Genomic DNA, 26104 nt, shown 5'->3' with positions numbered 1-26104 from the left:
CGGAAGCGCGGCCCTTTTTTTTGATTCCGTCGGCTTATTTCGCCGGATAGTCGCCGCCGCGATCGCGGCTGAGTTCCTCGACTTCGCCCATGATCGTGTCGAGCGCGGTCTTGCCCTCGGCAGTGCCGGACTCGATGCGACGCGAAGGCAGCTGGCCTTCGGTCAGGAGATGCTCGAGCGCGACGCGGCCGCGCGCGACGCGGCTCTTGATCGTGCCGACCGCGACCTGGCAGATCTCGGCGGCTTCCTCATACGCAAAGCCACCCGCACCCACCAGGATCAGCGCCTCGCGCTGCGGCTGGGGGAGATGGAGCAGCGCGCGCTGCATATCGGAAAGCTCGACGTGCCGGTCCTGGCTCGCGGGCGCGGCGAGGATTCGGTCGGCGACCAGATCGTCCCACTCGCCCTTGAAGCGCGCACGGCGCATCTGGCTCAGATAGAGATTGCGCAGGATGATGAAGGTCCATGCGCGCATGTTGGTGCCGGCCTGGAAGCGCTTGCGCGCCGCCCATGCCTTGAGCAGGGTTTCCTGCACCAGATCGTCGGCGAGATCGCGATTGCCCGACAGCGAGCGCCCGAAGGCGCGCAGATGCGGGATGACGATCGCCAACTGCTTCTTGAACTCAGGATCCGAGAGCGAGACATGCTCCTGCGGCGCCTCGGTCCCCTGGTCCTCGGGCTGTTCGGACTGACTCATTCGTTCCCGCTTGCTTGCGAAGGCCGTGGTGAAACGGCCTTTTCCAGAAATAGGCGTAGCCGCCGCGATTGCCAGCATATTTGCCGCTCCTGCTTAACGAAGCAGGATGAAGGCGAAGGCGATGATCACCAGCACCAGGCTGATGCCCAGCACATAGCGTGTCATATGCGGGGTGGCGCCGGCGCGGGCGTCCTCCGTGGCGATATGGGGTGTAGGATCGTTCTCAGCCATATCCCATCAACCCACGAAAGCCGTTTTGGGTCCGTACCATATGGAACCCGCGCCGGATTTTTCGGGGGCGATCAGGCCGGAACGGTCGCCTGGTCGAAGAACAGCGCCTGGCTGATCGTCGTCTTCACGGTTTCCCGCTGGAACGGCTTGGTGATCAGGAAGGTCGGCTCCGGCCGCTCGCCGGTGAGCAGCCGCTCGGGGAAGGCGGTGATGAAGATCACCGGCACGCTAAACTCGGCGAGGATGTCCTTCACCGCGTCGATGCCCGAGCTGTCATCGGCCAGCTGGATGTCGGCGAGCACCAGGCCCGGGCGATCCTCCATCGCGAGCGCAACCGCCTCGTCGCGGGTGACGGCGACGCCGGTGACGTCATGGCCGAGATCGCGGACGATCTGCTCGAGGTCCATCGCGATCAGCGGCTCGTCCTCGATGATCATCACGCGGGTGCGCGTCTGACGCTCGATCTCGGCCACGGCCTCCTGCACCAGCTTCTGCACCTGTCCTGCATCCTCTTCGATAAGATAGCCGGCGTCCTCGATGCTGAAGCCCTCCACGGTGGTGAGCAGCAGCGCCTGGCGCGACAGCGGGGTGAGGCGCGCGAGCCGCTTGCGGGCGATCGCCTCGTTTTCATTGGTGGTATCCTCGATGACGTCCTCTTCCTCGAGGTGCGTCGACTGCCAGATCGCCTGGAAGGTGCGATACAGGCCGAGCCGGGGATCGACATCGCGGGGGAACTGGTCGGGCGCCGCCACGATCGCCTCGAGCGCCGCGCGCACATAGCGGTCGCCATCGGCCTGGCTGCCGGTTAGCGCGCGCGCATAGCGGCGAAGCAGCGGAAGGTGCGGCGCGAGTTGCTGTCCAAGCGACATTGTAGTGCTATTCTCCAATCGAGTGCGGAACGGATTGTTTCATCCCCGTTCCAAGCTTGCAAATCTTCATTTATGCAACCCGAAGGAGCCCCTCCCGGATATTGCATCGCCTGTGGAACAAACGACGCGCTGTTTGGTTTCATGGCAGATGCTGCGTTGTATAGCTGCACAGCCGCCGGCCCGATGCGACCGGTGGCTTTCGTTCAATTCCGGACATTGCATCCGGAAGCCGTCGCTTTTAGTCCGAGCCCTGGCTGACGCCATGGCGCAGGGGGGAATTAGTGCGTTCCGCGGATGACAAAATGAAAAAACCGTCCAAGTCAGACGGCGGAAAGGAAACCGGTCGCCCCGGCCGCAATGTCGGGGAAGCGCTGCGTCAGGCCTATGACGAAGCGGTCAGCGAAGCTGTGCCCGATGACCTGCTCGACCTGCTGAAGAAGCTCGACTAGTCCTTAGCTGATGGACATTCAGGAAGAAGAAACGCGCGCCAGGCTCCATCCGGCGGCGACGCTGGGGGCTATGCCCACCGGCGCCAAGGTGTTTCTCTACCTGATCGTCTGCTTGTTGCCGCTCGCGCTGATCGCGCTGTTCACCACGCTGCAGAGCACGCGCAGCGCCGATACCGAGGCGCGCGAGCGGTTGCGGGTCGCCGCGGGCGAAAGCTCGGGCGTGCTGCGCGACCTGCTCGTCAACCATGTCGGCCAGCTGTCGAGCGCGCTCGAGGCGCTGGAGGCGAACCCGCACGACGCCCCCGCCTGCACCCGCCTCGCCGGCACTTTCGCCACCGCGGCGGGCGCGCGCTTCGCCATCGCCGATGCCAATGGCCGGGTGATCTGCGGCCAGAATTTCGCAATCGCCGGCAAGGCCGTACTCCAGCCGCGCCAGGTGCGCACCACGCTTATCGATGACGGGATGACGCTGCGCATCGGCGGCAAGGCCGGCGGCACCGCCACTGCCTTCTATCCCACCGCCTCGCTCGCCAGCATCGTGCAGCCGAGCGGCTTCGTTCCCCAATATGGCGCCGCGCTGGTCGGCCATGGCGACCGGCTGGTGCTGCGCCAGCTCCAGGGCATCGGCCCGCTCGACCGGCGCGAGACCATTCCCGACGATCTCGGGCTCGACGGGGTCGCGTTCGAAATGTCGATGCTCGGCGCGCCGATCACCTCGCCGATGATCATCAACACGGTGGTGCTGGTGCTGATGTGGCTGGCGGCCGCCGGGATCAGCTGGTTCGTGGTGGACATCCTGCTGATCCGCCCGCTGCGGCGGCTGCGCGCCAGCGTTGGCGCCTACAAGCCCGGCGAGATGATCGACATCAAGCGCTTCGGCGACATGCCTGCCGCCGAAATCCGCGAGCTGGGCGACACCTTCCGCGAGATCACCCGCACGGTGAAGGAGCATGAGGCGGACCTGGCCGAGGGGCTGGTGCGCCAGACCAAGCTCACCCGCGAAGTCCATCACCGCGTGAAGAACAACCTGCAGGTGATTGCCAGCCTGATCAATTTCCACGCGCGCAGCGCCAAAAGCGCCGAGGCGAGCGAGGCCTATGCCTCGATCCAGCGCCGCGTCGATGCGCTCGCGGTGGTGCATCGCCACCACTATGCCGAGCTCGAGGAAAATCGCGGGCTCGACCTGCGCTCGGTGATCGGCGAGCTCGCCGCGAACATCCGCGCCACCGCGCCCGAGCGCGCGCAGGGCATGGGCGTTACGCTGGACCTCACCCCGGTGCTCGCCAACCAGGATGTCGCTATCGCGGTCGCCTTCCTGCTCACCGAGATCGTCGAGCTGGCGATGAACTGCAATCCGGCCGCGCAGATCCGCATCTCGATCAAGCTGATCGACGATGATGACAGCCGCGCGCTGCTGCGCGTCACGTCGCCGGCGCTGGTCGAGAGTCCCGCGCTCGAGGAACTGATCGAGAACCGCTATGGCCGCGTGATCGGCGGCCTCGCCCGGCAGCTGCGCACCAAGCTGCACCACGATCCGCTCACCGGCGCCTATGAGGCCGCGATCGCGATCACCGGCCGGCCCTGAGGGGCCACAACAACCCAGATAAAAAAGTTCGAAAAAAATTCGAACGGCGTGGAACCCCGGACCGCATGGTCCGTTTTACTCTTCGGATAGTGACCTTTTGCCCCCCCGCTCTCGCTATCCAAGACATGGGCCCGGAAGCGTCAACCCTCCCCCCCCCGGTGACGCTTCCGGGCCTACACTTTTTTCGGGGCTCCCCATCTTCTCCAGCATCTCCAGCCACTTGGACGCAGACGGAACGTTTGCGCGGGGCCGAGCATTGTCCTTCCGACTCCCCTTCGGGGTCCGGTATTTTTTGGAGAGACACGATGCGTAAGATCATCACCTGCGTCGCCCTGGCGAGCGCAATGCTGGTTGCGGCCTGCAACACGATCGAAGGCGCCGGCAAGGACGTTTCCTCGGCGGGCGACACGGTCGCCAAGACCGCCGACGACGCCAAGTAAACCTCTAGCTATCGAAGGACGGCCCCTCCCCTGCGCGGGAGGGGCTTTCCGTATCAGGCGGGCTCGACCTCGTTGGTCTCCGCCTCGTCCTGGGCACTGCGCCGCCGGCGCGTGAACCAGATCGCCACCAGCGACACGAAATACAGCCCGATCAGCGGGATCGCCAGCAGCAGCTGCGAGCCGACGTCCGGCGGGGTCAGTACCGCCGCGACCGCGAAGGCAGCGACGATCGCATAGCGCCACACGCTCTTCAGCTGCTCATAGGTGACGATGCCCGCGCGCTCGAGCAGCATCAGCAGCACCGGCAGCAGGAAGGTGATGCCGAAGGCGAACAGGAACTGCATGATGAAGTCGAGATATTTCTCGGCCTCGGGCAGCGCCTGCTGTTCGACGCCGCCGCCGAGATTGCCCTGATAGCCGAGCAGGAAGTGCAAGGCGGTGGGGATCGCGACCCAATAAGCCAGCGAGCAGCCCGCGAGGAACAGCACCGGCGTGGCGAGCAGGAACGGCAGCAGCGCCTTCTTCTCCTGCTTGTAGAGCCCCGGCGCGACGAACTGCCAGAGCTGCGACGCGATCACCGGGAAGGACAGCATCATCGCTGCGAAGAAGGCGACCTTGAGCTGGACGAAGAACGCGCCGAAGATCTGGGTGAAATAGATCTTGTTCTGCCCCGCCGCGGCGAGCGGGTGGACCAGGAACCCGTAGATTTCCTTCGAGAAATAGAAGGACGCGAGGAAGGCCACCACCAGCGCGGCGACGCAGTAGAGGAGGCGGCGGCGCAGCTCGATCAGATGCTCGAGCAGCGGCTGCTGGGTGTCGTCGATGTCCCTCATTCGGCTGCCTCGGCGGGCGGCTGCGCCTTCGGCTTGCGTGCGCGCGGCTTGGCCGCGGCAGCAGCTTCGGCCGGATCGGCGGCGGGCGCCTTGCGCGTCCGCGGCTTGGACTTGGGTGCGGCTTCAACCGAAGCGGTCTCGGCTACCGGCGCGACAGCGGCGGGCTTACGAACCCGCTTGGGCTTGGGCGCCGAGACACCCGGCGTCTCAGCGGCGATCATCGGCTGCTCGACCATCACGGGCGGCGCATCCTCTCCGGCGTGATAGACCTCGGCTTCGGGCGCGGGGGCGGGAAGCGCCGCGGGCGGATGCTCGGACATGATCCGGGCATTCTCCGCCGCCCATTGCTTCTCGAGCTCGGCCAGCTCGGCCTCGCGCACCATATTGTCGAACCCGGAACGGAACTGGCGCGCGACGGCGCGCGCCTTGCCGAACCACTTGCCCAGGAAGCGCATCGCCTTGGGCAGATCCTTGGGCCCGATCACGATCAGCGCCACGATGGCGACGACCACGAATTCGGGCGCGTTGAAATCAAGCATCGATCAATCGCCAGAAGCTGCACCCCGGCTCAGCACCGGGGGCGCGGAAGGTCAGCGCTGCTCTTCGCGGGCGGGTTCCGCCTCGCGCTGCACCGTCGGCTCGGGCGTGGACTTGCCCTCGATGCGGGTCGGCGCCGGCTTGTCGTCGTCGTCCTCCGACATGCCCTTCTTGAACTGCTTGATGCCCTTGGCGACGTCACCCATCATGTTCGAGAAGCGCGTGCCGCCGAACAGGAGGATAACGAAGACACCGACGATCAGCCAGTGCACCAGGCTCATGCTACCCATTACAAATCTCCTCGAATCTGGCTGTATCTAGGCTTCGCGCGCACCTGCGGCAATGCCCAAGCGCCGGGAGCCCCTATTCGTCGTCCGTGACAGTTTCGATTTCGGCCGGCTCCGGCTCGTCGCCGCCCTCGCCCAGCGCTTCCATCGCGAGATCGACCGGATCGAGCAGGCCGGCCGCCTTGAGATCGTCGATGCCCGGCAAGTCGCGGCGGCTGGCAAGGCCGAAATGGGTGAGGAAGCCGCCGGTGGTGGCATACATCAGCGGCCGCCCGGGCACTTCGCGGCGCCCGGCGGGCCGCACCCAGCCGGCTTCCATCAGCACGTCGATCGTACCCTTGGAGATCTGCACGCCGCGGATCGCCTCGATCTCGGCGCGGGTCACCGGCTCGTGATAGGCGATGATCGCCAGCGTCTCGATGCCCGCGCGACTGAGCTTGCGGCTCTCCTCGCGGTCGCGGCGGAGCAGATGGGCGAGATCGGCGGCGGTCTGGAAATGCCAGCGGTCGCCGCGGCGGACCAGCTCGATCCCGCGCCCGGCATAGAGCGCCTCGAGAGCGGCGAGCGCCGCCCGCACGTCCATCTCCGGGCCGACATGGGCGCGGATCTCGTCCAGGTTCATCGGGGTCTCGGAGGCGAACAGCACCGCCTCCACCGCGCGCGACGCGGCGTCTTCAGGGGTCATGCAATTGCCTTGAGATAGAGCGGCGCAAAGGCCGATTTCTGCTTGAGTTCCACCCGCCCCTGCTTGGCCAGCTCGAGCGCAGCGACGAAGGACGAGGCGAGTGCCGACTTGGCATAGGGGCCGCTGGCATCCTCGGGCAGGAAGGACTGAAGCGTGCTCCAGTCGATCCGCGCGCCGATCAGCTTCGAAACGCGCTCGATCGCCGCCTCCAGCGTCATCACGTCGCGGTGCGCGACGACGTGCATCACCGGCCGGGTGCGCGCGCTGATCCTGCCATAGGCGGAAATCAGGTCGTAGATCTCCGCTTCCCAGCGTGCCTTGCGCAGCACGCGCAGGCCCTCGGGCGCGCCGCGGAAGAAATTATCGCGGCCGGTGCGGTCGCGCGCCATCAGCCGAGCGCCGGCCTCGCGCATCGCGTTGAGCCGCTCGAGCCGCAGCTGCAGCCGCAGCGCCAGCTCCTCGGGGCTCGGCGTCTCCTCGGGGTTGCGCGGCAGCAGCAGCGCCGATTTGAGATAGGCCAGCCAGGCGGCCATCACGAGATAATCGGCGGCAAGCTCGAGCTTCAGCTCGCGCGCCTCGTTCACGAAGCCGAGATATTGCTCGACGAGCTGGAGGATCGAGATCTGGCGCAGGTCGACCTTCTGCGTGCGCGCAAGCGTCAGCAGCAGGTCGAGCGGCCCTTCCCAGCCGTCGATATCGATCTTCAACCTGTCCGCAGTCTCGACGTCCATCGATCGATCTAAGCAGCCCGCGCGGCAGAAGTCACCGGCTCAATAGAGCTGGCCTTCGGAAGCGGCGTGGAAGGGATCGGTCGCCTTGGTGCAATCGGGCCGGACCGGCAGCCGATCGACGAGCACCGCCTCGCTCAGCATGTCCACCCGGCCATCGGGCGCGACGCGGATCTCGCCGTGGAACAGCCCGGTCTTGAACACCACCGTGGCGCTGAGCAGGAACGCGTCCTTTTCCACCCCGCGCAACGTCACCGGGCGAATCTCCAGCGCGGCGGAGGCGATCGCGGCGGGATCGGCATCGGGCTGCCAGGCAAGCTCGCGCGCCGATTCGACGATCAGGAAGCGCCCATGCGCGCCGCCGACATGATCGAAGAAGAAGGCGGCATAGGCGGCGGCGTTCGCGGCGGAGATCCGCATGCCGACCCGGGCATTGTGCCGGTAGATCGGCACGTTGCTGTGATCGAGCAGCACCGCCTGGCCGCCCGCCGACAGCGCCAGCCGCGCATTGGGCGCACCGCGGCTCTGGTCGACGATACGGACCAGTTCGGTATCGGCATAGAAGGGCAGCGGCGCAGACCAGAGCTGCACCGTGTTGCTGTCGAGCGGCGACGGGCGCACCTGCCCGTTCAGCACCGCCACGAACTCGACCGCCTCGCCCTTTCCGGCGCGGCGCCACGCATAATCCCGAAGCCGCATTGGCTCGCTCCCCTGCGAGTGAAGATGCAGGAAGAATCGAAGCTACGCCAATCCAAATGAATCAGAGCTGAGCGAGCAGCGCGTCCCGTTTTGCCACGAGTTCGGCGAAGTCCGCCTCGGGCTCGTCGGCGCCGGTCGTTGCCATCGCGCGATCGAGCCGCTCGACGCATTCGGGCGTGGCATCGGGGAGCAGGCCGGTGATCTCGATCATCTCGTCCATCCGCGCCCAGCAATCGAGCACCACGTCGCAGCCCGCAGCCAGCGCCTGGGTCGCCTTCTCGCCTGGCGTGCCCGACAGCGCCTTCATGTCGATGTCGTCGGTCATCAGCAGCCCGTCGAACCCGATGCGGGTGCGGATGATCTCCTGGATCACCTTGGGTGAGAGCGTGGCGGGGCGCTCGGCGTCCCAGGCCTCGAACACAACGTGGCAGGTCATGCCCATCGGCGCGTCTTTCAGCGCGTGGAAGGGCGCGATGTCCTGTGCCAGAGCCGCCTCGTCCACCTTGACGCGCGGCAGCTCAAGATGGCTGTCGACCAGCGCGCGGCCGTGCCCCGGCATATGCTTGACCACGCCGACGACGCCGCCGCGGCGCAGGCCCTCGACACAGGCCTGGCCGAGCGCCGCGACGCGCATCGGCTCGCTGCCGAACGCGCGATCGCCGATCGCCTGGGTGACTTCGGGCGTCACCACATCGAGCAACGGCGCGCAGTCGACGGTGACGCCCACTTCGGCGAGCATCATCCCGAGCGCGTGGTAATTGGCCCGCGCCGCCTCGATCGCGGAGATCGGCGCGATGTCGTAGAGCTTGCCGAACACCTCGCCCGCCGGAAAGGCCGGCCACACCGGCGGCACCATCCGGCTGACCCGGCCGCCTTCCTGGTCGATCAGGATCGGCAGGTCGGCGCGGCCGGAGAGCGTGCGCAATTCCTCGGTGAGCGCGCGCATCTGGTCGCGGCTCTCGCAATTGCGCTTGAACAGGATGTAGCCGAGCGGATCGGCATCACGGAAGAAATCGCGCTCCTCGGCCGTGAGCGACAGGCCGGATACGCCGAAGATGACTGGCTTCATGCGGGCGTCTTAGCGAAAGGGAGGGCGCCGGATAAGCCCCTCCCCCTTTATCGGCCATGCACCCGCGGCATGGCCGGGATCAATTCGCCACGTAGCAATTCTCGCCGGCGACCTTGAGCTTGCCGCACAGCTCGCGGGCCTGGCTGTTCGAGCCGGTGTTCACGCGCAGGCGGAACACCGCCTTGCCATCCTTCTCGCCGCGCTCGACCGACTTGCCGAGCGGCGCGAGATAGGAAAAGCGCTTCGACAGCCGTGCCCAGGCGGCATTGGCGCCACCTTCGTCGGGGAAGGCGCCGAGCTGGATCAGCGCGCCCGATCCCGCCGCCGGTGCGGCAGGCGCGGCGATCGCCGGCAGCTTCTTCGGCGCCGCCGGCGTGCTGGCGCCGGACGGGATCGCGACCTTGGCGTCCTTCTCCCCGGTCAGCGACACGCCCTTGTCGGCAACCTTCTTGCCCTCGACCGGGGCTTCGGGAAGCGCACCCACGTCGATGCTCGAATTGCCGGCATTGCCCTGGCTGGTCGCGAAGACGGTGTCGCCCTCGCCGTCCACCTTCATGCCGCCGGGCTCGTCGGGCTTGACCTTGTAGTCGCCCGCCGGCGCCGCGATCAGCTCGCCATTGCCGACCAGGCTCTGCTGCTTCTGATACCAGTAATAGCCGAACGCCCCCGCGCCGATCACGGCGAGGAGCAGCAGGATCAGCAGCAGGATGCGGCCAAAGGACGGACCCTCGCGGTAATCCTCCTCCACCGTCTCCAGCCAGGGAAGGCGATCATCGTCTCCGAAGCCGGCCTCCCCCCCACGCATATTCATTCGCTTACATCTCCTGGACGGCCTCTACGCCCATGATGCGAAGGCCATTGCGGATAATCTGCCCGATAGCACGCGCCAGATAAAGCCGCGCGCAGGTTAACCCAGCCTGATCCGCGATCAGGAAGCGACGGCTCGCATCGTCCTTGCCGAGATTCCACAGCGAATGGAGTTCAGCCGCCAAGTCGTAGAGATAGAACGCAATTCGGTGCGGCTCGCGCGCCGATGCAGCTGCCTCGACGATGCGCGGGAACTGCGCGGCGGCCTGCACCAGCCGCAGCTCCTGTGTATCAAGCAGAGACAGGTCCACATTGGCACACGCGATCCCGGCCTCCGCGGTGCGCCGGCCGAGCGATGCGACGCGGGCATGCGCATACTGGACGTAGAACACCGGATTGTCCTTCGATGCCTCGACCACCTTGGCGAAATCGAAGTCCATCTGGGCATCGGCCTTGCGGGTGAGCATGGTGAAGCGGACGACGTCCTTGCCGACTTCGTTCACCACATCCGCCAGCGTGACGAAATTGCCCGCGCGCTTGCCCATCTTCACCAGCTCGCCGTTACGCATCAGCCGGACCATCTGGACCAGCTTGACGTCGAACTTGGTCTCGCCGCCGGTCAGCGCCTGCACCGCGGCGACGATGCGCTTGACCGTGCCGGCATGGTCCGCGCCCCAGATGTCGATCAGCGCGTCGGCCGATTGCGCCTTCTGGAAGTGATAGGCGAGATCGGCGCCGAAATAGGTCCAGGCGCCGTTCGACTTCTTGATCGGGCGATCCTGATCGTCGCCGAACTGCGTCGAGCGGAACAGCGGCAGCTCGACCGGCTCCCAATCCTCGGGCGTCTCGCCCTTCGGCGCCTCGAGCACGCCGTCATAGACGAAGCCGCGCTCGCGCAGCCAGGCTTCGGCCTGCTCCGGCTTGCCCGCGGCCTGGAGCTCGGCCTCGGACGAGAACAGGTCGTGATGGATGCCGAGCAGCGCGAGGTCGGCGCGGATCAGGTCCATCATCGCGGCGACCGCGATCTGGCGGAACAGCACCAGCCACTCGCTATCCGGCGCATGGACGTACTTGTCGCCGAACTCGGCAGCGAGCTTCTCGCCGACGGGCTTCAGATAGTCGCCCGGATAGAAACCAGTGGGGATCTCGATCGTCTCGCCGAGCGCTTCGCGGTAGCGCAGATGCGCCGAGCGGGCGAGCACGTCGACCTGGCCGCCGGCATCGTTGACATAATATTCGCGGATCACCTTGTGCCCGGCGAATTCGAGCAAGGACGCCAGCGCATCGCCCACCACCGCGCCGCGGCAATGGCCCATGTGCATCGGCCCCGTCGGATTGGCCGAGACATATTCGACGTTGACGGTCGTGCCGGCGCCCACGGTCGAGCGGCCATAGTCGTCGCCGGCATCGAGGATCGCCATCAGCTCGCCGCGCCAGGTGTCGTCGGTCAGCGTCAGATTGATGAAGCCCGGGCCCGCGATCGAGACCGAAGCGACTTCGTCCAGCTTCTCCAGCTCGGCGCCGATCTTCTCGGCGAGCGCGCGCGGGTTGGTGCCGGCGGGCTTCGCCAACACCATCGCGGCGTTGGTCGCCAGGTCCCCGTGCGATGCGTCGCGCGGCGGCTCCACCGTGACTGCGCGTCGCTCCAGCCCCGCAGGCAGGTCACCGGCGAGGACGAGCGCATCCAGGGCAAGGTTCAGATGCGCGGCGAAACGGGCGTAGAGCGTCATTCAGGGTTCCAGCTAGGAAGGAAGCGGGCGCCTTAGCGGATGCGGCGGCGCGATGCCACAGCGCTGAATATAGGAAGCCGCTATTCGGCCGCCACTGCGCGCACCTTGCCCGGCTGGATGCCGTTGAGCAACATCGCGGCGAAGGGCGAACGGCGCACCACCAGGCGGTGCACCAGATAGGAGAGCCACCCCGCCAGCCCCACGGTGAGCGCATAGCCGGCATAGGGATTGAGCCGCAGCGGATCGATGAGCAAGTCGATCAGCAGGATGATCGGGAAGTGCACCATGTAGATAGTGAAGGCGCCGTCGGCGATGCGCCGGAACAGCACCGGCGTCTCGCGCATCGCCATCGCCGAGCGCAGGATCAGCACCGTCACCGCGGGCGGGCACAGGCAGGCGGTCACCACGTTGAGCGGGCTCGCCGGCGTGTCGAACAGGCCTGCGCCATTGCCCGGCAGCAGCCGCGATGCCGAGCACAGCACGAGGACGAGGATCAGCACGTTGAACGCCGGCCCGCTGCGCGCGGTCATCCGCCGGAACAGCGCAGGCGATCCGGCAAGCATCACGCCAAAGCCATAGAGCGGCACATAGCCCACCACCTGGTGCAGCGCCCAGACGGGATCGCCGAGCGGCCCCGCCATCGCCGCCAGCCGGCCGACCAGCAGCACGTTGAGGCTCGACAGCACGCCCAGCGCGAGGATGATCAGCGTCGGCGAGGGCCGCTGCCGCTCCGCCCAGCGATCGATACGGACGAACAGGCCATGCGTCTGGTCGGTGCGGTAGAGCCACCAGGTGAGCGGGGCATAGACGAGCAGGTCGACCAGGAACCAGAAATGCCACCAGCCGAGCTCGGCGATCCCGGGCATCGCCAGCCCGAGTTTGTGCCAGGCGAAGATCGCGCTCATTAGCGGGCTCAGGAAGAACAGTCCGAAGATCGTCGGCACGCCGATCTGGAAAAGCCGCCGCGCCAGCCACGCATCGGCACCGCGCTTGCGGACCGCATAGAGGCTGAGCAGCCCGGCCACCGCGAAGAACGTGCCCATGCGGAAATTGGCGGACATCTTGGCGATCAGCACGAACAGCGGCAGCTGGATGTCCTGCACGCTGGTGGCATGCAGGAAAATGCCCGCGAGCATCAGCAGTGCACGCCAATTGTCCAGGCCGGCAATCCGCTCGCCTTGCACCTACGCCCCCTCACGCAACCAAACATGCAGTTCGATGCGACGTGACCTAGGTTAAAATACTTAAGCAGTTGTTCCGCTATCGAACCGAAATGGTTTAAACCGCGGTAAGAATCAAGCGGTGGGCTGGAGCATCCCCGGGTCGCACTTCTTGAGCACGTTGATCGGCATCGCCTCGCTCATCGCGTGGCGCAGCGCGATCTTCCAGCGGCGATAGCCCTCGTCGTTGAGGTGCAGCCCGTCCTCGTTGAAGAACGGCCCCGGCTTCCCCTGCTCGAGCAGCAGCGGCACCGTGTCGACATAGGCAACGTCGCTCTGGGCATCGGCGATCGCGCGGGCGGCGGCGTTGAACTGCACCTGCTGGGCGCGGTGGTCCCAGCGCGTCGGGCTCGGCTTGAGCGAGATGAGGAACACCGGCGTCTGGCCGAAGAGCTGCGTCTTGATCCGCAGGAAGTCGCGCAGGTCCGCGATCGTCTCGTCGACCGTGCGGCCAAAGGCGAGATCATTGTCGCCGGCATAATAGATGATCGCCTGTGGCCTGTGCTTGGCCTGGTCATGCTCGAAATGCAGGTTGATCTCGGCCATGGTCGCGCCGCCGATGCCACGGTTCTGCGCGATCCAGGGGCGCAGGTCGTTCTGCAGCGTGTTCCAGCGGCTCATCGACGAGCTGCCGACGAACCACAGCACGCAGGCGCCTTCGCGCGCCGAGGCGCCGGGCAGCGGCTCGCGCGCCTTCATCCACATCCAGCCGCCGAAGATGCCGGCGAACACCGCGAGCGCGATCAGGCACTTGCCGAGCGCGGCAAGCGCGGTGCGCAGCGGCTTTTGCGATGGCGGAGACGTGGGCAGCTTCCATCCTCGATATGCGACAAGGCGCACATAGCAAGGTGAACGTTAAAGCCTGGTTTGCGCGGGAACGCGTCTTATCAAGGCGTTACTGCACGCTGCGCGGAATGCGATCGAGGTGCAGATAACCGGCATTGAAATCGCCGATCCGCGAAAGCTGCTCGAAGTCGATGATCCGGATCTCGCGCTTGGTCCGCTCGATCAGCCCGTCCTGCTCCAGTCCCTTCAGCGTCCGGTTGATGTGGATGCTGGTCAGCGCCAGCGCATCGGCCAGTTGCTCCTGCGTCATCGGCAGGATGAAGTCGCGGTCGGTGCCCAGGCCCGCGACCGTGAGCCGCACGCTGAACTCGCAGAGCAGATGCGCGGTCCGGGCGCGCGCATCGCGGCGGCCGACATTGAGCGTCCATTCACGGAAGATCGCCGCGTCGACCAGGGTCTCGTACCACATCGCTTGCCCGACCATCGGCAGCTCGGCGGCGATCTGCTTGATCGCACCGTTCGGGATCATCGCGACCTCGGCTGTGGTCAGCGCCTGGATATTGTGATCGGAGCGCCGGAGGATCGAGTTGTGGAGATCGACCACATCGCCCTTCATATGGACCGAGAATATCTGGCGATCGCCGCTGCCGGCGATCTTGTGGCGGATCGCATAGCCCGACAGCAACAGGCAGCAATGGGTGGGCCGATCGCCTTCGCGCACAATATATTCGTGGGCGCGCAAGGTACGCAGCGTGTGCGGAAGCGCGCATACCGCCTCTTGGTCCTGCTCGTCGAGCGGAAGCCACAATTGAAGCTTTTCCAGCATCGGCGAGAGCGCAGAGAGTGTCAAATTCCGCTCCGGTTCTGACGGGAGCGCATCGCATCTCTCAGCCATCGGCGGCCAAATATCTGACCGATGGTAAGCTTAACCTAGACCAAGGCGCCGGGCCTGTCTCTGGGTTATTAATCTCGGACGCTAATTGATATTAGGTTTTCGTCGCCCGATCGCTGCCTCGTCCCGTGAGCGCCGCTTTGCTCCAGCAGGTCTTGTCCGATCGCATTCTGGTCGGCGCTGGACGCCTGTACTGATCCACGCCCTAGCGGGGGTCCCCCCGGCGATCGCGCCGGGGGGATTGGGGTCCAAGCCTATCAGGCGTGCACCAGGTCCTGAAGCGGCCGCGCCGCCTGCACGTCAGGGAACAGCTTCTTGGTGGTCGTCAGCGGGTTGAGGTCGAAATGGCTGGCGACCGCCGAGCCGATCAGCGTGTCGAGCCCGGTGGTGGGCTTGAGATCGCGATTCTCGTAGAGTGCGGCATCGGCCAGCCCCGGCCAGTCGGCGAGCACCTTGCCGCCATTGACCGCGCCGCCCATCAGCATCGCGCACGAGCCGGTGCCGTGATCGGTGCCCTGGGTGCCGTTGATCTTCACCGTACGACCGAACTCGGTAGCGACGAGCACCACCGTGTTGTTCCACAGCGGCCCGAGCCCCTTCTGCAGCTCGCCGACCATCTTATCGAGTCCGTTGAGCTGGCCGGCCAGCCGCCCCTTCTGCCCGGCATGCGTATCCCAGCCGCCGGTTTCGATCATCGCGATGCGCGAGCCGTTCGCCGCAGAGAGCATCTTGGCCGCGAGCGCGCCGGTATCGGCGGCGTTTTTGCCATTGTCGGAGACGAGATCGCCGGTGAGCATGCGGGTGGCGGTCGCCTGTTCCCAGATGCCGTGCAGCTGCTGGTCGCCCTGGTACATCTGGCTGACGCGCATCAGCAGGTCGTCCGATGCGTCGGGCAGCGACGACGGCGCATAGCTCGCCACCTCGACCCCGCCGCGCAGCGCCATCGGGATGGTCGCGGCAAGCGCGATCGCCTTGTCGTCGGCCGGCAGCATGCTGAGCAGGCGGTTCAGCCAGCCGTCCTTGAGCTGGTAGGCCGAGGTTCCGCCGGTCTCGAGCACGTTCTGCCCGTCGAAATGCGAGCGGTCGCGATAGGGCGAGGCGACGGCGTGGAGGAACAGCGCCTGCTTGGCGCCATAGAGCCCGTGGATGTTCTTCATCGCCGGGTGCAGCGCGAACATGTCGTTGAGCTTGGGCGCGGCGGCGAAATCCTCGGCCAGCTGGCCGCGCTGGCTGACATAGGCCGGATCGCCCACCGGGGCGACGGTATGCAGGCCGTCGGCGGCGCCGCGCTGGATGATGAAGACGAAGCGTCGCTCGGTCGCCGCGCGGGCAAAGGCGATGCGCGAACCGAAGGCGGTGGCGAGGACGGCGGAAGCGCCGAGCCCCACGAAATTGCGACGGGAAAGTGCGGTCATCGGGCTTACCTCCGCATGAATTCGGGCGAGACGAGCATCAGGGCAAGGCCCTGGCCCGGGCTTTCGGCGCGGGCGATCGACTGGGCGGTGGCGGGGCTGAGCGCGCCGGGGAACAGCTCGGCGGCGCGCTGGCGGGCGTCGATCGTGTCCTTGGCGCGCTGCGCCATCCGCTCGGCCGCCTCGACCCGGCGCATCACCGCATCGGGGCCGGCCCAGGCGCCGGCGACGTCGTCCCAGCCCGCCGGCGAGCCTGGCTTCCAGGTCGGCTGGCCGAGCTGGCCCATCAGCCCGTTCACCGCGTTCGCCTGGACCTGCTTGGTGCCGAGCGCGCGCATCGCAGAGATCGACCATTCCCAGGGCGACTTGAACTTGGCCGGCTGGGGCGCCCAGCATTCGGGCGCATTGATCAGCGCGCGGTAGACGGTCGGCAAGTCGCCACCTGAGGAGAGGAACGCCTTTTCGAGCTTGGCAACCAGCGCGGGGGGCGGATCGTCCGCGGCGAAATGGCGGGCGAGCTTGGTGGCGATATGGTGCGCGGTCGCCGGATGGGTGGCGAAGAAGTTGAGCACCGCGGCAGCCTGCGCCTCGCCCTGCTGGCTCCACTGCTTGCCCAGGATCGTGCGCGTGCCCGGCTCGTGCAGCCGGTCGGCGAAGACGAAGGTGCCGGGCTCGCCCTCGGCGGTGCCGGCATAGCGCGCGCCGGCACCGCGGCCGATCCCGGCAATGGTGAAGCCGGTCATCGCGCGGGCGAACTCGGTCACGTCCGCCTGGGTGTAGACGCTGCGCACGCCGAGCGTGTGGAGCTCCATGATCTCACGCGCGAGATTCTCGTTGAGGCCCGAGCGGTTCTTCGCCTGCCGGCGTGCCGCGATCTGGCCGGCGGGGCTGTTCGGCCCGATCGACACCGCCTGATCGAGATAGAGCAGCATCGAGGGGTGCCGCTCGACGGCGTTGAGCATGTCGCCGAACTTGCCCATCACGTGCGGGCGGATCGCCTCGAACTCGAGCGTGCCGCACATGCCGACCAGCTCGAGCTTGTCGGCCGAGACGGCGAAATGGTTCGCCCAGAAATGCGTGAGCCGCTCGGCGAACGGCGTCGGCGAGTTGATCGCGGTGAGCGCGCGCGCCGAGACCATGCCGACATAGATCTGCTGCTGCACCCGCCGCGCCTCGCGCCGGGCCAGCATCGCGGCATCCTCGCCTTCATAGAGCGGCTTGCCGGCGGCCCCTGGCTTGGCCTGGATGCGCGCCCCGGCGGGCTGCGCGCTCATGCCGTCCTGCATGGAGCCGCCCTGCATCGTGCCCGGCTGCATCGCAGGAGCCGCGGACTGCATGTCCTGCATCGCCGCGCCACCCGCCATCGGCGGCTGGGCTACTGCCGGCCTGGACGGAACCGCGCCCTGCTGGGCCTTGGGGCCCGCAGCCTGGCGGAGCAGCCGCTGCTGCTCGTAGAAATCGGCCAGATCGCGCGCCACCTGGGTGCTGGGCACCTGCGACGCGATCGCCTCGGGCCGAGGATCGAAGCTCTCGATCTGGGCGGCCAGCCATTTGCGGGGATCGCTGCCGGGATCCTCGCCCGGCCTGGCGCCGAGCCCGAAGCGATTGAGAGCGATACTCGCGTCCGTCATTGCGACATCCCCTGTGACAATATTTCCTGACTACGCACAAACTGTCGCAGAAGTTTGCCACGTTTTCGATCCGTCGAAACATTGGCTCGGCTCGCCGCTTGCGTTTTGTGCAATCGCCCTGCCCGGCCTTTGCGGTTGCCGATTTTGCTGCGTCGCAACAAAAGGGTCCGCAAGAACATAACAAATTGGATGCCGATCTGGCTCTTTATCAACAAGGAGAAAGATCGTGACGAAATTCCTTTTCGCGGCTGCTGCCGCAGTCCTGACCTTCACTGCGCCGGCCGCGTTCGCCGGTGACCGCACCTTCACCCATGAAGGCGTGACCTATACCTATACGGTGACGCAGAAGAATGGTGTCCAGGTCCTCCAGGGCCGCACCGGTAACGGCGGCGACTTCCGCCTGTCGGTCAAGAATGGCTGGGTCGACGGGTATGTGAACGACACGCGCGTCTCGTTCCGCGCTCCCAAGGGCAAGGCGCTGACGCAGGTCGCCACGCGCTAAGGATCGTTTCCAGCGATTTGTGGAAGGTCGGGGCCCAGCTCCGGCCTTTCTCGCGTTCAGAAGCCTTCGGGCAACTCGATCCTGCCGATCAGCTCGCGGTAGCGCGCAATGGCGTAGCGATCGGTCATGCCCGCGATGAAATCGGCGATGTGGCGGCTGCGTGCAGGCTCCGCCTCGGGCAGTGCGGCGCTCCATTCCTCGGGCATCAGCTTCGGATCGGCGCGATAGGCCGCGAACAGCCCCGCCACCACCGTGTGCGCCGCATCGGCCGCGGCGAGCTGGCTCGGATGGTGGTAGAGATTGGCGTACATGAAGCGCTTGAGCCCGCGTTCCGCCTCGCGCATCCCGTCGGAGAAATGCGCCAGCACCCGGCCGGCTGCACGCACGTCCGCCACCGTCTCGACGCCGCTTTCGGCGATGCGCTTGCCCGTCGCGTCGATCAGGTCGTTGACCATCGCGCCGATCTGGGCGCGGATCAGCTCGCTGATCAGCCGGCGGCGCTCGCAGCCGGGGAACTTGGCCTCCACCTCGCGCCAGCCATCGGCGACCATCGGCAGCTCGAACAGCTGGTCGAGCTGGAGCAGCCCCGCGCGCAAGCCGTCGTCGATGTCGTGATTGTCATAGGCGATGTCGTCGGCAATCGCGGCGACCTGCGCCTCGAGCGAGGCCCAGCTTTCCAGCTCGAGCGGGAATTGCCGGTCCGCCTCGGCCAGCGCCCATTCGGGATGCGCGATCGGGCCATTGTGCTTGGCCAGGCCCTCGAGCATCTCCCAGCTGAGGTTGAGCCCGTCCCAGGCCGGATAGGGCCGCTCGATCGTGGTCAGCGTGCGCAGCGTGTTGCCGTTGTGATCGAACCCGCCCTGCGCCGCCAGCGCCTCGCCCAGCGCCTTCTCGCCGGCATGGCCGAAGGGCGGATGGCCGATATCGTGCGCCAGGCAGAGCGCCTCGGTCAGGTCCTCGTTGAGCCCGAGCGTGCGCGCGATCGCGCGGCCGATCTGCGCGACCTCGAGGCTGTGGGTGAGCCGCACGCGGAAATGGTCGCCGTCGGGCGCCATGAACACCTGGGTCTTGTGGCGCAGCCGCCGGAAGCTGATCGAGTGGATGATCCGGTCGCGGTCGCGCTGGAAGGCGTCGCGCGGCCCCCGGGCGGTGCCGCCGGGCTCGGGATGGAGGCGGCCACGGCTGGTTTCGGGGGTAGAGGCCCAGGGAGAAATCGCTTTCACCGGGCGGCTCCTATCAGCCCCTTCTCTATGGCGCCAGCTTGGTCACCTTCTGCCCGGCCTCACTGGTGAAGACGAAGCCAGACACGCCCGCCTTGCCCAGCGTGTTGACGAAGGCCTGCGCCTCCGCGCTCGTCTTGAACGGGCCGGTGAGCACGCGGTTGGTGGCGCGCAGCGGCGTCGTCCAGGCGGCTTTGCCCTTCAGCGCAGCCGGCGCCTTGGCGACCACCGCCTTCCAGGCCTTGGCGAGCGAGTCCTCGTTGGCACCACCCGCCACCTGCACCCAGACGCGCGCCAGATCGGCCTTGGCCGGGTCGGGCTTCTTGGGATCGGGCTTCTTCGCCTTGGGATCGAGCTTGCCCTTCTTGCCATCCTCGGCATCCGGCTTGGCCTTGGGGTCGGCCTTGGCCTTCGGATCGGGCTTCGCCTTCGGATCGAGCTTGGCCTTGGGGTCCGGCTTCTTGGGATCGGGCTTGGCTGCGGCAGGCTCGGGCTTGGGCTTGGCCGGAACCGGCTTGGCCTCGGCGACGCGTACCGGCGCAGGCGCGGCAACGGGCTCCTCGGGCGGCGGCGCCGTGACGGTGGCGAGCTCCTCCGCGGGAATGGTGATCCCGCCGACGATCGCGGCGAGCGCCGAATCCTCCTGCCCGACCTTGGCTGGCGCAGGCTCGGGCCGCGGCGCCGGGCGCACCGGCTGCACCACCGGCTCGCTGCGCGCGAGCACGACCGGCTGGGCCGGCTCGGGCGCAGGCCGCGACGGCATCGCGACGGCATGCACGGGCGCGGGCGTCGGGGTCGGCCGCACCGGCACAGGGCGAACGGGTGCGGGGCGAACCGGCGCGGGTGCCGGCCGCTCGGCGACCTCGACCGGCTCCTCGTCGCGCTTCGGCGCCGGGATCGGCTGCACGATCGGCGTGGGCGGCAGCACGAAGCGCGGCGGCGGCGGGAGATTGTCGTCGGGCTCGGGCGCAGGCGCCGGCGCAGGGCGGACCGCGGCGGCCATGGCGAGCTTCTGGTCGCGCTCGCGATCCTTGCGCGAGCGGCGGTCCTTGCCCGCGGTTGCCATCGGGGCCGCGACTGGCTGGGCGGCGGCAAGCTGCACCGGCCTGGGCGGCGCCGGCACATATCGCGGCAGCTCGGGCGCCAGCCGCGCATCGGCGAGCCGCGCCTGGGTCGGCGAAAGCTCGCCGAAATGCACGGCGAAGGCGCGATCGGCGGGGCCAAGGCCGGCGAGGCGACGGAAGAAGGGCGAGAGTGCCTGCCCCATCGTGCCCGGCATCATGCTCGCGGCGATCTTCTCCGCCCCCGCGGTATCGCCGTTCATCGCGAGGATGAACGCGCGCGCGCGCCATGCGGCACGGTCGCTGCGGCGAAGCAGCGGCTCGAGCACGCGCATCGCCTCCTCGCGGTCACCGGCGATGCCGAGCGACAGCGCGTAGCGGCGCACCGTCTCGTCGTCGCGGTCGCCGCCGCTCAGCGCCAGCTTGTAGTCACGCTGCGCCAGCGCCGGCTGGCCGAGCAGGTCATAGGCGAAGCCGCGGTCGCTGGCATAGTCGCGCACATCCACGCCGCGCGCCTCAGCCGTCTGGAACAGGTGCAGCGCCTCGCCCGGCCGCTCGAGCCGCACCAGCGCCATGCCGCGCCCGGCGGAGATGCGCGGATCGCCCGGCGCTATCGCCTCGGCACGCTGGAAAAAGGCAAGCGCAGCGGAAGTATCGCCCAGCCGTGCGCTGGTCATCCCCGCATCGAGCAGCATGCGCACGTCGCGCGGATCGCTGGCGAGCGCGCGAATATCGTTCGCCAGCCGGTCCGCATCGGGATTGGCCTGGGCGACGACTTCGCTCTGGGCAAGGGCGGGGGCAGCCTGGGCTGCGACCAGGGCGAGCGCAGCGGCGCCGATAAAGCGTATCCGGTTCATGTCCCCGCCAACCTGCGCATCGTTGCGCTGAACCGACAATGACGACGCCGGCAAGGCTCGCCGAAACGAGCCCCGCCGGCGACGAATGACTTACTGGTTGTTCTGGCTGCGCAGGAAGCGCGGGATGTCGAGCGGGTCCTTGTCCTCTTCATCCTCGGCCTTGGCTGCGCCGCGCGATGCCATCGCCATGCGCTCGAACAGCGTGCCGCCGCTCTTCTTCGCCGGCTTCTCGGCCAGCGGCGAGGCTTCCTCGTCGTCCCCGCCGGTCAGCCAGCGGCGGCGCGAGGCCGGTGCGGGCGTGGGCTCTTCGGCGACCGGCTGCGGCGCTTCGGGAACCAGGCTGTCGGCACCGAGGACGAGCTCGTCCTCGTCGCTGTCCTTGCCGTCATCGACCCAGTTCGACTGGACCGGCGCTGCCTGGGCCGGCTCGGGCTCGGGCTCATAGGCTTCCGGAACCGGCGGCGAGAGCGGCATGGGATCGGCTTCGGCCACCGGCTCATAGGCTGCGGGAACCGGCGGCTCCAGCGGCGCTTCCTCGGCAGCGGGCTCCGGCGCGCTGGCCGGTGCCGGATCGGCGGCGGTGCGGCGCGGCGTCGAGAAGGAGAAGACGCGCGGCTGCTCGGCGGCGCGCGGCGCGGCGACCGGCTGCGCATCGGCATCGATGCCGGTCGCGACGACCGAGACGCGGATCTTGCCCTCGAGCTCCGGATTGAACGCCGAGCCCCAGATGATGTTCGCATCCGGATCGACCAGCTCGCGGATATGGTTCGCGGCTTCGTCGACCTCGAGCAGGCGCATGTCCTCGCCGCCGGTGATCGAGACGATCACGCCCTTGGCGCCGTTCATGCTCACGCCGTCGAGCAGCGGGTTGGCGATCGCCTTCTGCGCCGCGATCAGCGCGCGGTCGTCGCCGTCCGCCTCGCCGGTGCCCATCATCGCCTTGCCCATCTCCTGCATCACCGAACGGACGTCGGCGAAGTCGAGGTTGATGAGGCCCGGCATGACCATCAGGTCGGTGATGCCGCGTACGCCCTGCTGCAGCACCTCGTCGGCCATCTCGAATGCTTCCTTGAAGGTCGTGTTCGCGTTGGCGATCAGGAAGAGGTTCTGGTTCGGGATGACGATCAGCGTATCGACATATTTCTGCAGCTCGTTGATGCCGGCTTCCGCCGACGCCGCACGGCGCTTGCCCTCGAAGGCGAACGGCTTGGTGACGACGCCCACGGTCAGAATGCCCAGGTCGCGCGCGGCCTTGGCGATCACCGGCGCCGCACCCGTGCCGGTGCCGCCGCCCATGCCGGCGGCGATGAACACCATGTGGGCGCCCTCGAGCGCCTTCTGGACGCTGTCGATCGTCTCTTCGGCGGCGGCGCGACCGATCTCGGGCCGGCTGCCGGCACCCAGGCCCTGGGTGATCTTCGCGCCGAGCTGGATGCGATGCCCCGCGCTCGACTGCTTGAGTGCCTGCGCGTCGGTGTTGGCGACGACGAAGTCGACACCCTGCACGTCGGCGCGGATCATGTTCGCGATGGCGTTGCCGCCCGCGCCGCCCACACCGACCACGGTGATCTTCGGGGTCAGCTCGTCCACGTCGGGCGGAAGGAAATCGATACTCATCGCCTTGTTCTCCCTGCGCCTGCGTGGCTGTCACAGGCGCGTAATTTGGCCCCGTTCTGCACGAACGCCGGGGGCGACTCTAGAGGGAACGCGAAGTTACCAACGCATTTCTTCTAATAATTCGCCCGGAACGCCGCGATTAGCCGCTGCATAAGGGCTCCCGGGCTCGTCCGGGTCACCATCTGGTGGTTCGGCTCGAGCGCGCGCAGGTCGATCGGATCGGATGCTGCGAAGCGCGCCAGGCCCGCCAAAGTGGCGAAGGCCGGGCCGGCATGCGCCTCGGGAAGCGCCACCAGCCCCTTGGGCCGGCCGACGCGCACCGCGCTGCCGAGGAATTGCTGGGCATAGTCCGCCACGCCCTTCAGCTCGGCGCCGCCGCCGGTAAGGACGATCTGGCGGCCGGCCGGATCCTCGAACGAGAGCTTCTTCAGCTCCTTCTGGATCTCGCCCATCAGCCGCTCGAGCCGCTTGCGGATGATCGCATTGAGCTGCGCCTTGGTGATGCGCGGGCCTTCGCTGCCCTCGTCGGGGATCGCGGGCACCACTTCGATCATCTCGTGATTGTCGCGCGGGCTGAGGTTCGCCGAGCCGTGGAAGCACTTGGTACGCTCGGCCCAGGCACGCGCGGTGCCGAAGGACGAGGCGATGTCGTCGGTGATGTCGGCCGAGCCCATCGCGATCGAGGCGAGGCCCGAGAGCACGCCCTGCGAGAAGACCGAGACGTTGGTCACGCCCGCGCCGATCTCGATCAGTGCGACGCCGAGCTCGCGCTCCTCGTCGGTCAGGCAGGCGAGGCCCGTCGCCACCGGGGCGGCGATGATCGAGCGGACCTCGAGATGCGCCGAGCGGACGCAGTGATCGAGGTTGCGCACCGGCGCACCGTCGGTCGCGACGACATGGATGTCGACGCCCAGCCGCTCGGCATGCAGCCCCAACGGGCGCCGCACGCCGGCCAGGCCGTCGACCGTGTAGCGCGTCGGCTGGGCGTGGAGCACCATCTTGCCCTGCGGATCGATAGCGTCGCGACCGGCCTTGAGCAGCTCGTCGACGTCGTTCTGCTCGATGCGGTGGCCGCCCAGGTCCGATTCCAGCCGGACGATGTCGGAGATCAGGCCGCCGGCGGAGAAGCTCACCCAGACGTCCTCGATATTCTGCCCGGCGATGCGCTCCGCCTGCTCGACCGCCTCGCGGATCGCCAGCTCGGTGGCGTGCATGTCGGCGACATAGCCGCGCTTGACGCCACGGCTCTCGCGCTGGCCGGTGCCGAGCACCACCAGCGTTCCGTCATCCGCCTTCTGCGCGATCAGCGCCGAGACCTTGGACGAGCCCACGTCCAGCGCGGTGATCAGTCCTTCCGGTGCAGCCTTCGCCATAAGCCCCTCACTTCAAAAAACGCCCACTTCCTGATTCAGCTTATGAATCAGTATTTTCCTCTCATGGCAACTACGGTGTTCATCATAATCCCGTAGCAGCCGGCGCGCCGATCGCGGCGGGCCTGCGGACAACCAGGTTATCGGGGTCACGCATGTCGAACCCCAGATTGCCGCGGCCAAGCAGGCGATAGGCGCCATCCTTCTCGGCAAAGGTCTTCAGCGCGTCCTTGGCTTCCTTGTCGCCCTCGGGCAGCTGGAGCTTCTCGCCGGTATCGAAGGTAATGTCCCAGCGACGATTGCCGACCCACGTGGCGGCACGGACCAGCGGCTTGAGCGCGGGCGCGCTGTCCATCAGGTCGCGGCGCGCCGGCTCCTGCGAATTGGCGCCGTCGCCGACGATCAGCGGCAGATCGGGCATCGCCTCGCGCGAGACCGGCTCGAGCGGCACGCCGCTCGGGTCGATCAGCATCAGCTGGCCATGGTTCTGCCAGATCGCCGCGGGTTCGCGCTCGACGATGTCGATCAGCAGCTTGTCAGGCAGGCGGCGCGAGACGCGGGCGTCCTTGATCCAGGGATAGGCGAGCAGCCGCGTGCGGACGTCCCCCAGATTGACCAGCGGCATCGCGCGCGAATTCTGGTCGAGCACCTGCTGGTACACGGTCATGCGGTCCATCCGCTTGAGGCCGTTGATCTGGATCGTGTCGACGCGCAGCCCCGCCTCGCCCACCGCCTGGGCGGCGCCGGTGCCGATGATCTGCGGCACGCCGAACCAGGTCGCGACGGTGATCAGCCCGATCCCGAACATGCCGACAATGCCCCAGGTCGCCATGCGGGTGAGCGTTGCCTGGCTGAACGGCAGCGCGGCGAGCGCCTGGTCCATCAGCCCGGGCTGCTTCCGGCGCGCCTGCTGCTTGCGCTTGGGCGCCGGCTTGCCCCCGCGCCGCGTCGCCGTGCGCCGTGTCGGTGCGCGGCTCATCCGGCCATCGCCTCGTCGACGATGCGCTGGCACAGCTCGGGATAGGAGATGCCGAGATGCTTTGCCTGCTCGGGCACCAGGCTGAGCGGCGTCATGCCGGGCTGGGTGTTCACTTCGAGCAGGAACAGCCCTTCGACGCCCAGATTGTCGTCCCAGCGGAAGTCCGAGCGCGAGGTACCCTTGCAGCCGAGCAGCCGGTGCGCCTCGAGCGCGATGCGCTTGCAGGCATCGGCGATATCGTCGGGAATCTCGGCCGGGCAGACATGCTCGGTGAGACCGTCGGTATATTTGGCGTCATAGTCGTAGAAGCCGCTCTTGGGCTTCAATTCGGTCACGCCCAGCGCTTCGCCGGCCAGCACCGCGGTCGTCAACTCGCGCCCGCGGATGAACGGCTCGGCGAGCAGCTCGTCGAACTCCTGCCACGGCCCCACCGCCTCGGCGGCGATCGGGTTGCCGTAATTGCCTTCCTTGGTGACGATGGCGACGCCCACAGACGAGCCTTCATTGACCGGCTTGAGCACATAGGGCCGCGGCAGCGGATCGGCCTGGTGCAACTCGTCCGTCCTGACCATGCGTCCGCCCGGCATCGGGATGCCATGGGGCACGAGCGCCTGCTTGGTCAGCTGCTTGTCGATCGCGATTACCGACGTAACCAGTCCGGAGTGCGTGTACTTCACGCCCATCAGGTCGAGCATGCCCTGCACCGTGCCGTCCTCGCCGGGGGTGCCGTGCAGCGCGTTGAACACCACATCGGGCCTTGCCTCGGCGATCCTGGAGGCGACATCGCGGTCCATGTCGATCCGCGTTACCTGGTGACCGAGTTGCTCGAGCGCGTCCGCTATGCCTGCCCCGGACATCAGCGAGACCTCGCGCTCGGCCGACCAGCCCCCCATCAGTACGGCAACGTGCAA

Annotated in this window: 27 protein-coding genes; 4 read left to right on the top strand and 23 right to left on the bottom strand. The window is 67.5% G+C overall.

Annotation, left to right across the window (positions count from 1 at the left end; genetic code table 11):
• Positions 1 to 34 precede the first annotated feature (34 nt).
• The 3 genes from ABLE38_RS15375 to ABLE38_RS15365 all read right to left on the bottom strand — a co-directional run bounded on the left by ABLE38_RS15375 (position 35) and on the right by ABLE38_RS15365 (position 1797).
• Positions 35 to 697, bottom strand: a complete 663-nt coding sequence (locus tag ABLE38_RS15375) for a sigma-70 family RNA polymerase sigma factor (RefSeq protein ID WP_348975103.1) — start codon at positions 695 to 697, stop codon at positions 35 to 37.
• Between the two features lie 93 nt (positions 698 to 790).
• Positions 791 to 928 carry a hypothetical protein gene (locus ABLE38_RS15370; RefSeq protein ID WP_348975102.1) on the bottom strand — a complete coding sequence of 46 codons (138 nt, stop codon included), beginning with the start codon at positions 926 to 928 and terminating at the stop codon, positions 791 to 793.
• 71 nt (positions 929 to 999) lie between these two features.
• Positions 1000 to 1797: a response regulator gene (locus ABLE38_RS15365; RefSeq protein WP_348975101.1), complete on the bottom strand. Its 798-nt coding sequence runs from the start codon at positions 1795 to 1797 to the stop codon at positions 1000 to 1002.
• A gap of 281 nt (positions 1798 to 2078) precedes the next feature.
• Between ABLE38_RS15365 and ABLE38_RS15360 the strand changes: the two genes are divergently transcribed.
• From ABLE38_RS15360 to ABLE38_RS15350, 3 genes are all read left to right on the top strand, one after another.
• Positions 2079 to 2246, top strand: coding sequence for a NepR family anti-sigma factor (locus ABLE38_RS15360; protein ID WP_348975100.1), 168 nt, complete (start codon positions 2079 to 2081; stop codon positions 2244 to 2246).
• A 10-nt stretch (positions 2247 to 2256) separates the two neighbouring features.
• Positions 2257 to 3831 carry a histidine kinase dimerization/phosphoacceptor domain -containing protein gene (locus ABLE38_RS15355; protein WP_348975099.1) on the top strand — a complete coding sequence of 525 codons (1575 nt, stop codon included), beginning with the start codon at positions 2257 to 2259 and terminating at the stop codon, positions 3829 to 3831.
• 305 nt (positions 3832 to 4136) lie between these two features.
• Entirely contained in the window at positions 4137 to 4271 is a 135-nt protein-coding gene (locus tag ABLE38_RS15350) for an entericidin A/B family lipoprotein (RefSeq protein WP_348975098.1), read from the top strand.
• 53 nt (positions 4272 to 4324) lie between these two features.
• Here ABLE38_RS15350 and tatC read toward each other — a convergent pair whose 3' ends face one another.
• The 14 genes from tatC to ABLE38_RS15280 all read right to left on the bottom strand — a co-directional run bounded on the left by tatC (position 4325) and on the right by ABLE38_RS15280 (position 17587).
• Positions 4325 to 5104, bottom strand: a complete 780-nt coding sequence (tatC, locus tag ABLE38_RS15345; RefSeq protein WP_348975097.1) for a twin-arginine translocase subunit TatC — start codon at positions 5102 to 5104, stop codon at positions 4325 to 4327.
• On the bottom strand, positions 5101 to 5643 hold the full coding sequence (gene tatB / locus ABLE38_RS15340) for a Sec-independent protein translocase protein TatB (RefSeq protein WP_348975096.1): 543 nt from the start codon (positions 5641 to 5643) through the stop codon (positions 5101 to 5103). The genes tatC and tatB overlap by 4 nt, the downstream gene beginning before the upstream one ends.
• Positions 5644 to 5694: 51 nt before the next feature.
• A complete protein-coding gene (locus ABLE38_RS15335; protein WP_348975095.1) occupies positions 5695 to 5931 on the bottom strand; it encodes a twin-arginine translocase TatA/TatE family subunit in 237 nt (78 codons plus the stop codon).
• Positions 5932 to 6004: 73 nt separating this feature from the next.
• A complete protein-coding gene (scpB, locus tag ABLE38_RS15330; RefSeq protein WP_348975094.1) occupies positions 6005 to 6613 on the bottom strand; it encodes an SMC-Scp complex subunit ScpB in 609 nt (202 codons plus the stop codon).
• Positions 6610 to 7344, bottom strand: a complete 735-nt coding sequence (locus ABLE38_RS15325; protein WP_348975093.1) for a ScpA family protein — start codon at positions 7342 to 7344, stop codon at positions 6610 to 6612. The genes scpB and ABLE38_RS15325 overlap by 4 nt, the downstream gene beginning before the upstream one ends.
• A gap of 39 nt (positions 7345 to 7383) precedes the next feature.
• Positions 7384 to 8040, bottom strand: a complete 657-nt coding sequence (locus ABLE38_RS15320) for a hypothetical protein (protein ID WP_348975092.1) — start codon at positions 8038 to 8040, stop codon at positions 7384 to 7386.
• Between the two features lie 61 nt (positions 8041 to 8101).
• Positions 8102 to 9109 carry a beta-N-acetylhexosaminidase gene (gene nagZ, locus ABLE38_RS15315; protein ID WP_348975091.1) on the bottom strand — a complete coding sequence of 336 codons (1008 nt, stop codon included), beginning with the start codon at positions 9107 to 9109 and terminating at the stop codon, positions 8102 to 8104.
• 79 nt (positions 9110 to 9188) lie between these two features.
• Complete coding sequence (locus ABLE38_RS15310; RefSeq protein WP_348975090.1) at positions 9189 to 9920, bottom strand: SPOR domain-containing protein; 732 nt, start codon at positions 9918 to 9920, stop codon at positions 9189 to 9191.
• A gap of 4 nt (positions 9921 to 9924) precedes the next feature.
• Positions 9925 to 11646, bottom strand: coding sequence for an arginine--tRNA ligase (argS, locus tag ABLE38_RS15305; protein ID WP_348975089.1), 1722 nt, complete (start codon positions 11644 to 11646; stop codon positions 9925 to 9927).
• 80 nt (positions 11647 to 11726) lie between these two features.
• Positions 11727 to 12830, bottom strand: coding sequence for an acyltransferase family protein (locus tag ABLE38_RS15300; RefSeq protein WP_348975088.1), 1104 nt, complete (start codon positions 12828 to 12830; stop codon positions 11727 to 11729).
• Between the two features lie 111 nt (positions 12831 to 12941).
• Entirely contained in the window at positions 12942 to 13706 is a 765-nt protein-coding gene (locus ABLE38_RS15295; protein ID WP_348975087.1) for a GDSL-type esterase/lipase family protein, read from the bottom strand.
• A 55-nt stretch (positions 13707 to 13761) separates the two neighbouring features.
• Entirely contained in the window at positions 13762 to 14478 is a 717-nt protein-coding gene (locus tag ABLE38_RS15290; RefSeq protein WP_348975086.1) for a Crp/Fnr family transcriptional regulator, read from the bottom strand.
• 323 nt (positions 14479 to 14801) lie between these two features.
• Positions 14802 to 15959 (bottom strand): DUF1501 domain-containing protein, encoded by a 1158-nt coding sequence (locus ABLE38_RS15285; protein ID WP_348975085.1) that lies wholly within the window; start codon positions 15957 to 15959, stop codon positions 14802 to 14804.
• Positions 15960 to 15964: 5 nt separating this feature from the next.
• On the bottom strand, positions 15965 to 17587 hold the full coding sequence (locus tag ABLE38_RS15280; protein ID WP_348975084.1) for a DUF1800 family protein: 1623 nt from the start codon (positions 17585 to 17587) through the stop codon (positions 15965 to 15967).
• Positions 17588 to 17813: 226 nt separating this feature from the next.
• Here ABLE38_RS15280 and ABLE38_RS15275 point away from each other — a divergent pair, with 226 nt between their 5' ends.
• Positions 17814 to 18089: a hypothetical protein gene (locus ABLE38_RS15275; protein ID WP_348975083.1), complete on the top strand. Its 276-nt coding sequence runs from the start codon at positions 17814 to 17816 to the stop codon at positions 18087 to 18089.
• 56 nt (positions 18090 to 18145) lie between these two features.
• Here the strand turns inward: ABLE38_RS15275 and ABLE38_RS15270 are convergent, their stop codons facing one another.
• From ABLE38_RS15270 to ABLE38_RS15245, 6 genes are all read right to left on the bottom strand, one after another.
• Complete coding sequence (locus tag ABLE38_RS15270; protein WP_348975082.1) at positions 18146 to 19312, bottom strand: deoxyguanosinetriphosphate triphosphohydrolase; 1167 nt, start codon at positions 19310 to 19312, stop codon at positions 18146 to 18148.
• Between the two features lie 25 nt (positions 19313 to 19337).
• Positions 19338 to 21227 (bottom strand): tetratricopeptide repeat protein, encoded by a 1890-nt coding sequence (locus ABLE38_RS15265; RefSeq protein ID WP_348975081.1) that lies wholly within the window; start codon positions 21225 to 21227, stop codon positions 19338 to 19340.
• A 90-nt stretch (positions 21228 to 21317) separates the two neighbouring features.
• On the bottom strand, positions 21318 to 22844 hold the full coding sequence (gene ftsZ, locus ABLE38_RS15260; RefSeq protein ID WP_348975080.1) for a cell division protein FtsZ: 1527 nt from the start codon (positions 22842 to 22844) through the stop codon (positions 21318 to 21320).
• 113 nt (positions 22845 to 22957) lie between these two features.
• Positions 22958 to 24217 (bottom strand): cell division protein FtsA, encoded by a 1260-nt coding sequence (gene ftsA, locus ABLE38_RS15255; RefSeq protein ID WP_348975079.1) that lies wholly within the window; start codon positions 24215 to 24217, stop codon positions 22958 to 22960.
• Positions 24218 to 24299: 82 nt separating this feature from the next.
• The gene (locus ABLE38_RS15250; RefSeq protein ID WP_348975078.1) at positions 24300 to 25193 is read right to left on the bottom strand and encodes an FtsQ-type POTRA domain-containing protein; all 894 of its coding nucleotides are present in this window, start codon (positions 25191 to 25193) and stop codon (positions 24300 to 24302) included.
• Positions 25190 to 26104 (bottom strand): D-alanine--D-alanine ligase, encoded by a 915-nt coding sequence (locus ABLE38_RS15245; RefSeq protein WP_348975225.1) that lies wholly within the window; start codon positions 26102 to 26104, stop codon positions 25190 to 25192. The genes ABLE38_RS15250 and ABLE38_RS15245 overlap by 4 nt, the downstream gene beginning before the upstream one ends.

The sequence above is a fragment of the Sphingomonas sp. KR3-1 genome (assembly GCF_040049295.1).
Taxonomy (GTDB): domain Bacteria; phylum Pseudomonadota; class Alphaproteobacteria; order Sphingomonadales; family Sphingomonadaceae; genus Sphingomonas.
This window is presented reverse-complemented; position numbering and strand designations above follow the sequence as displayed.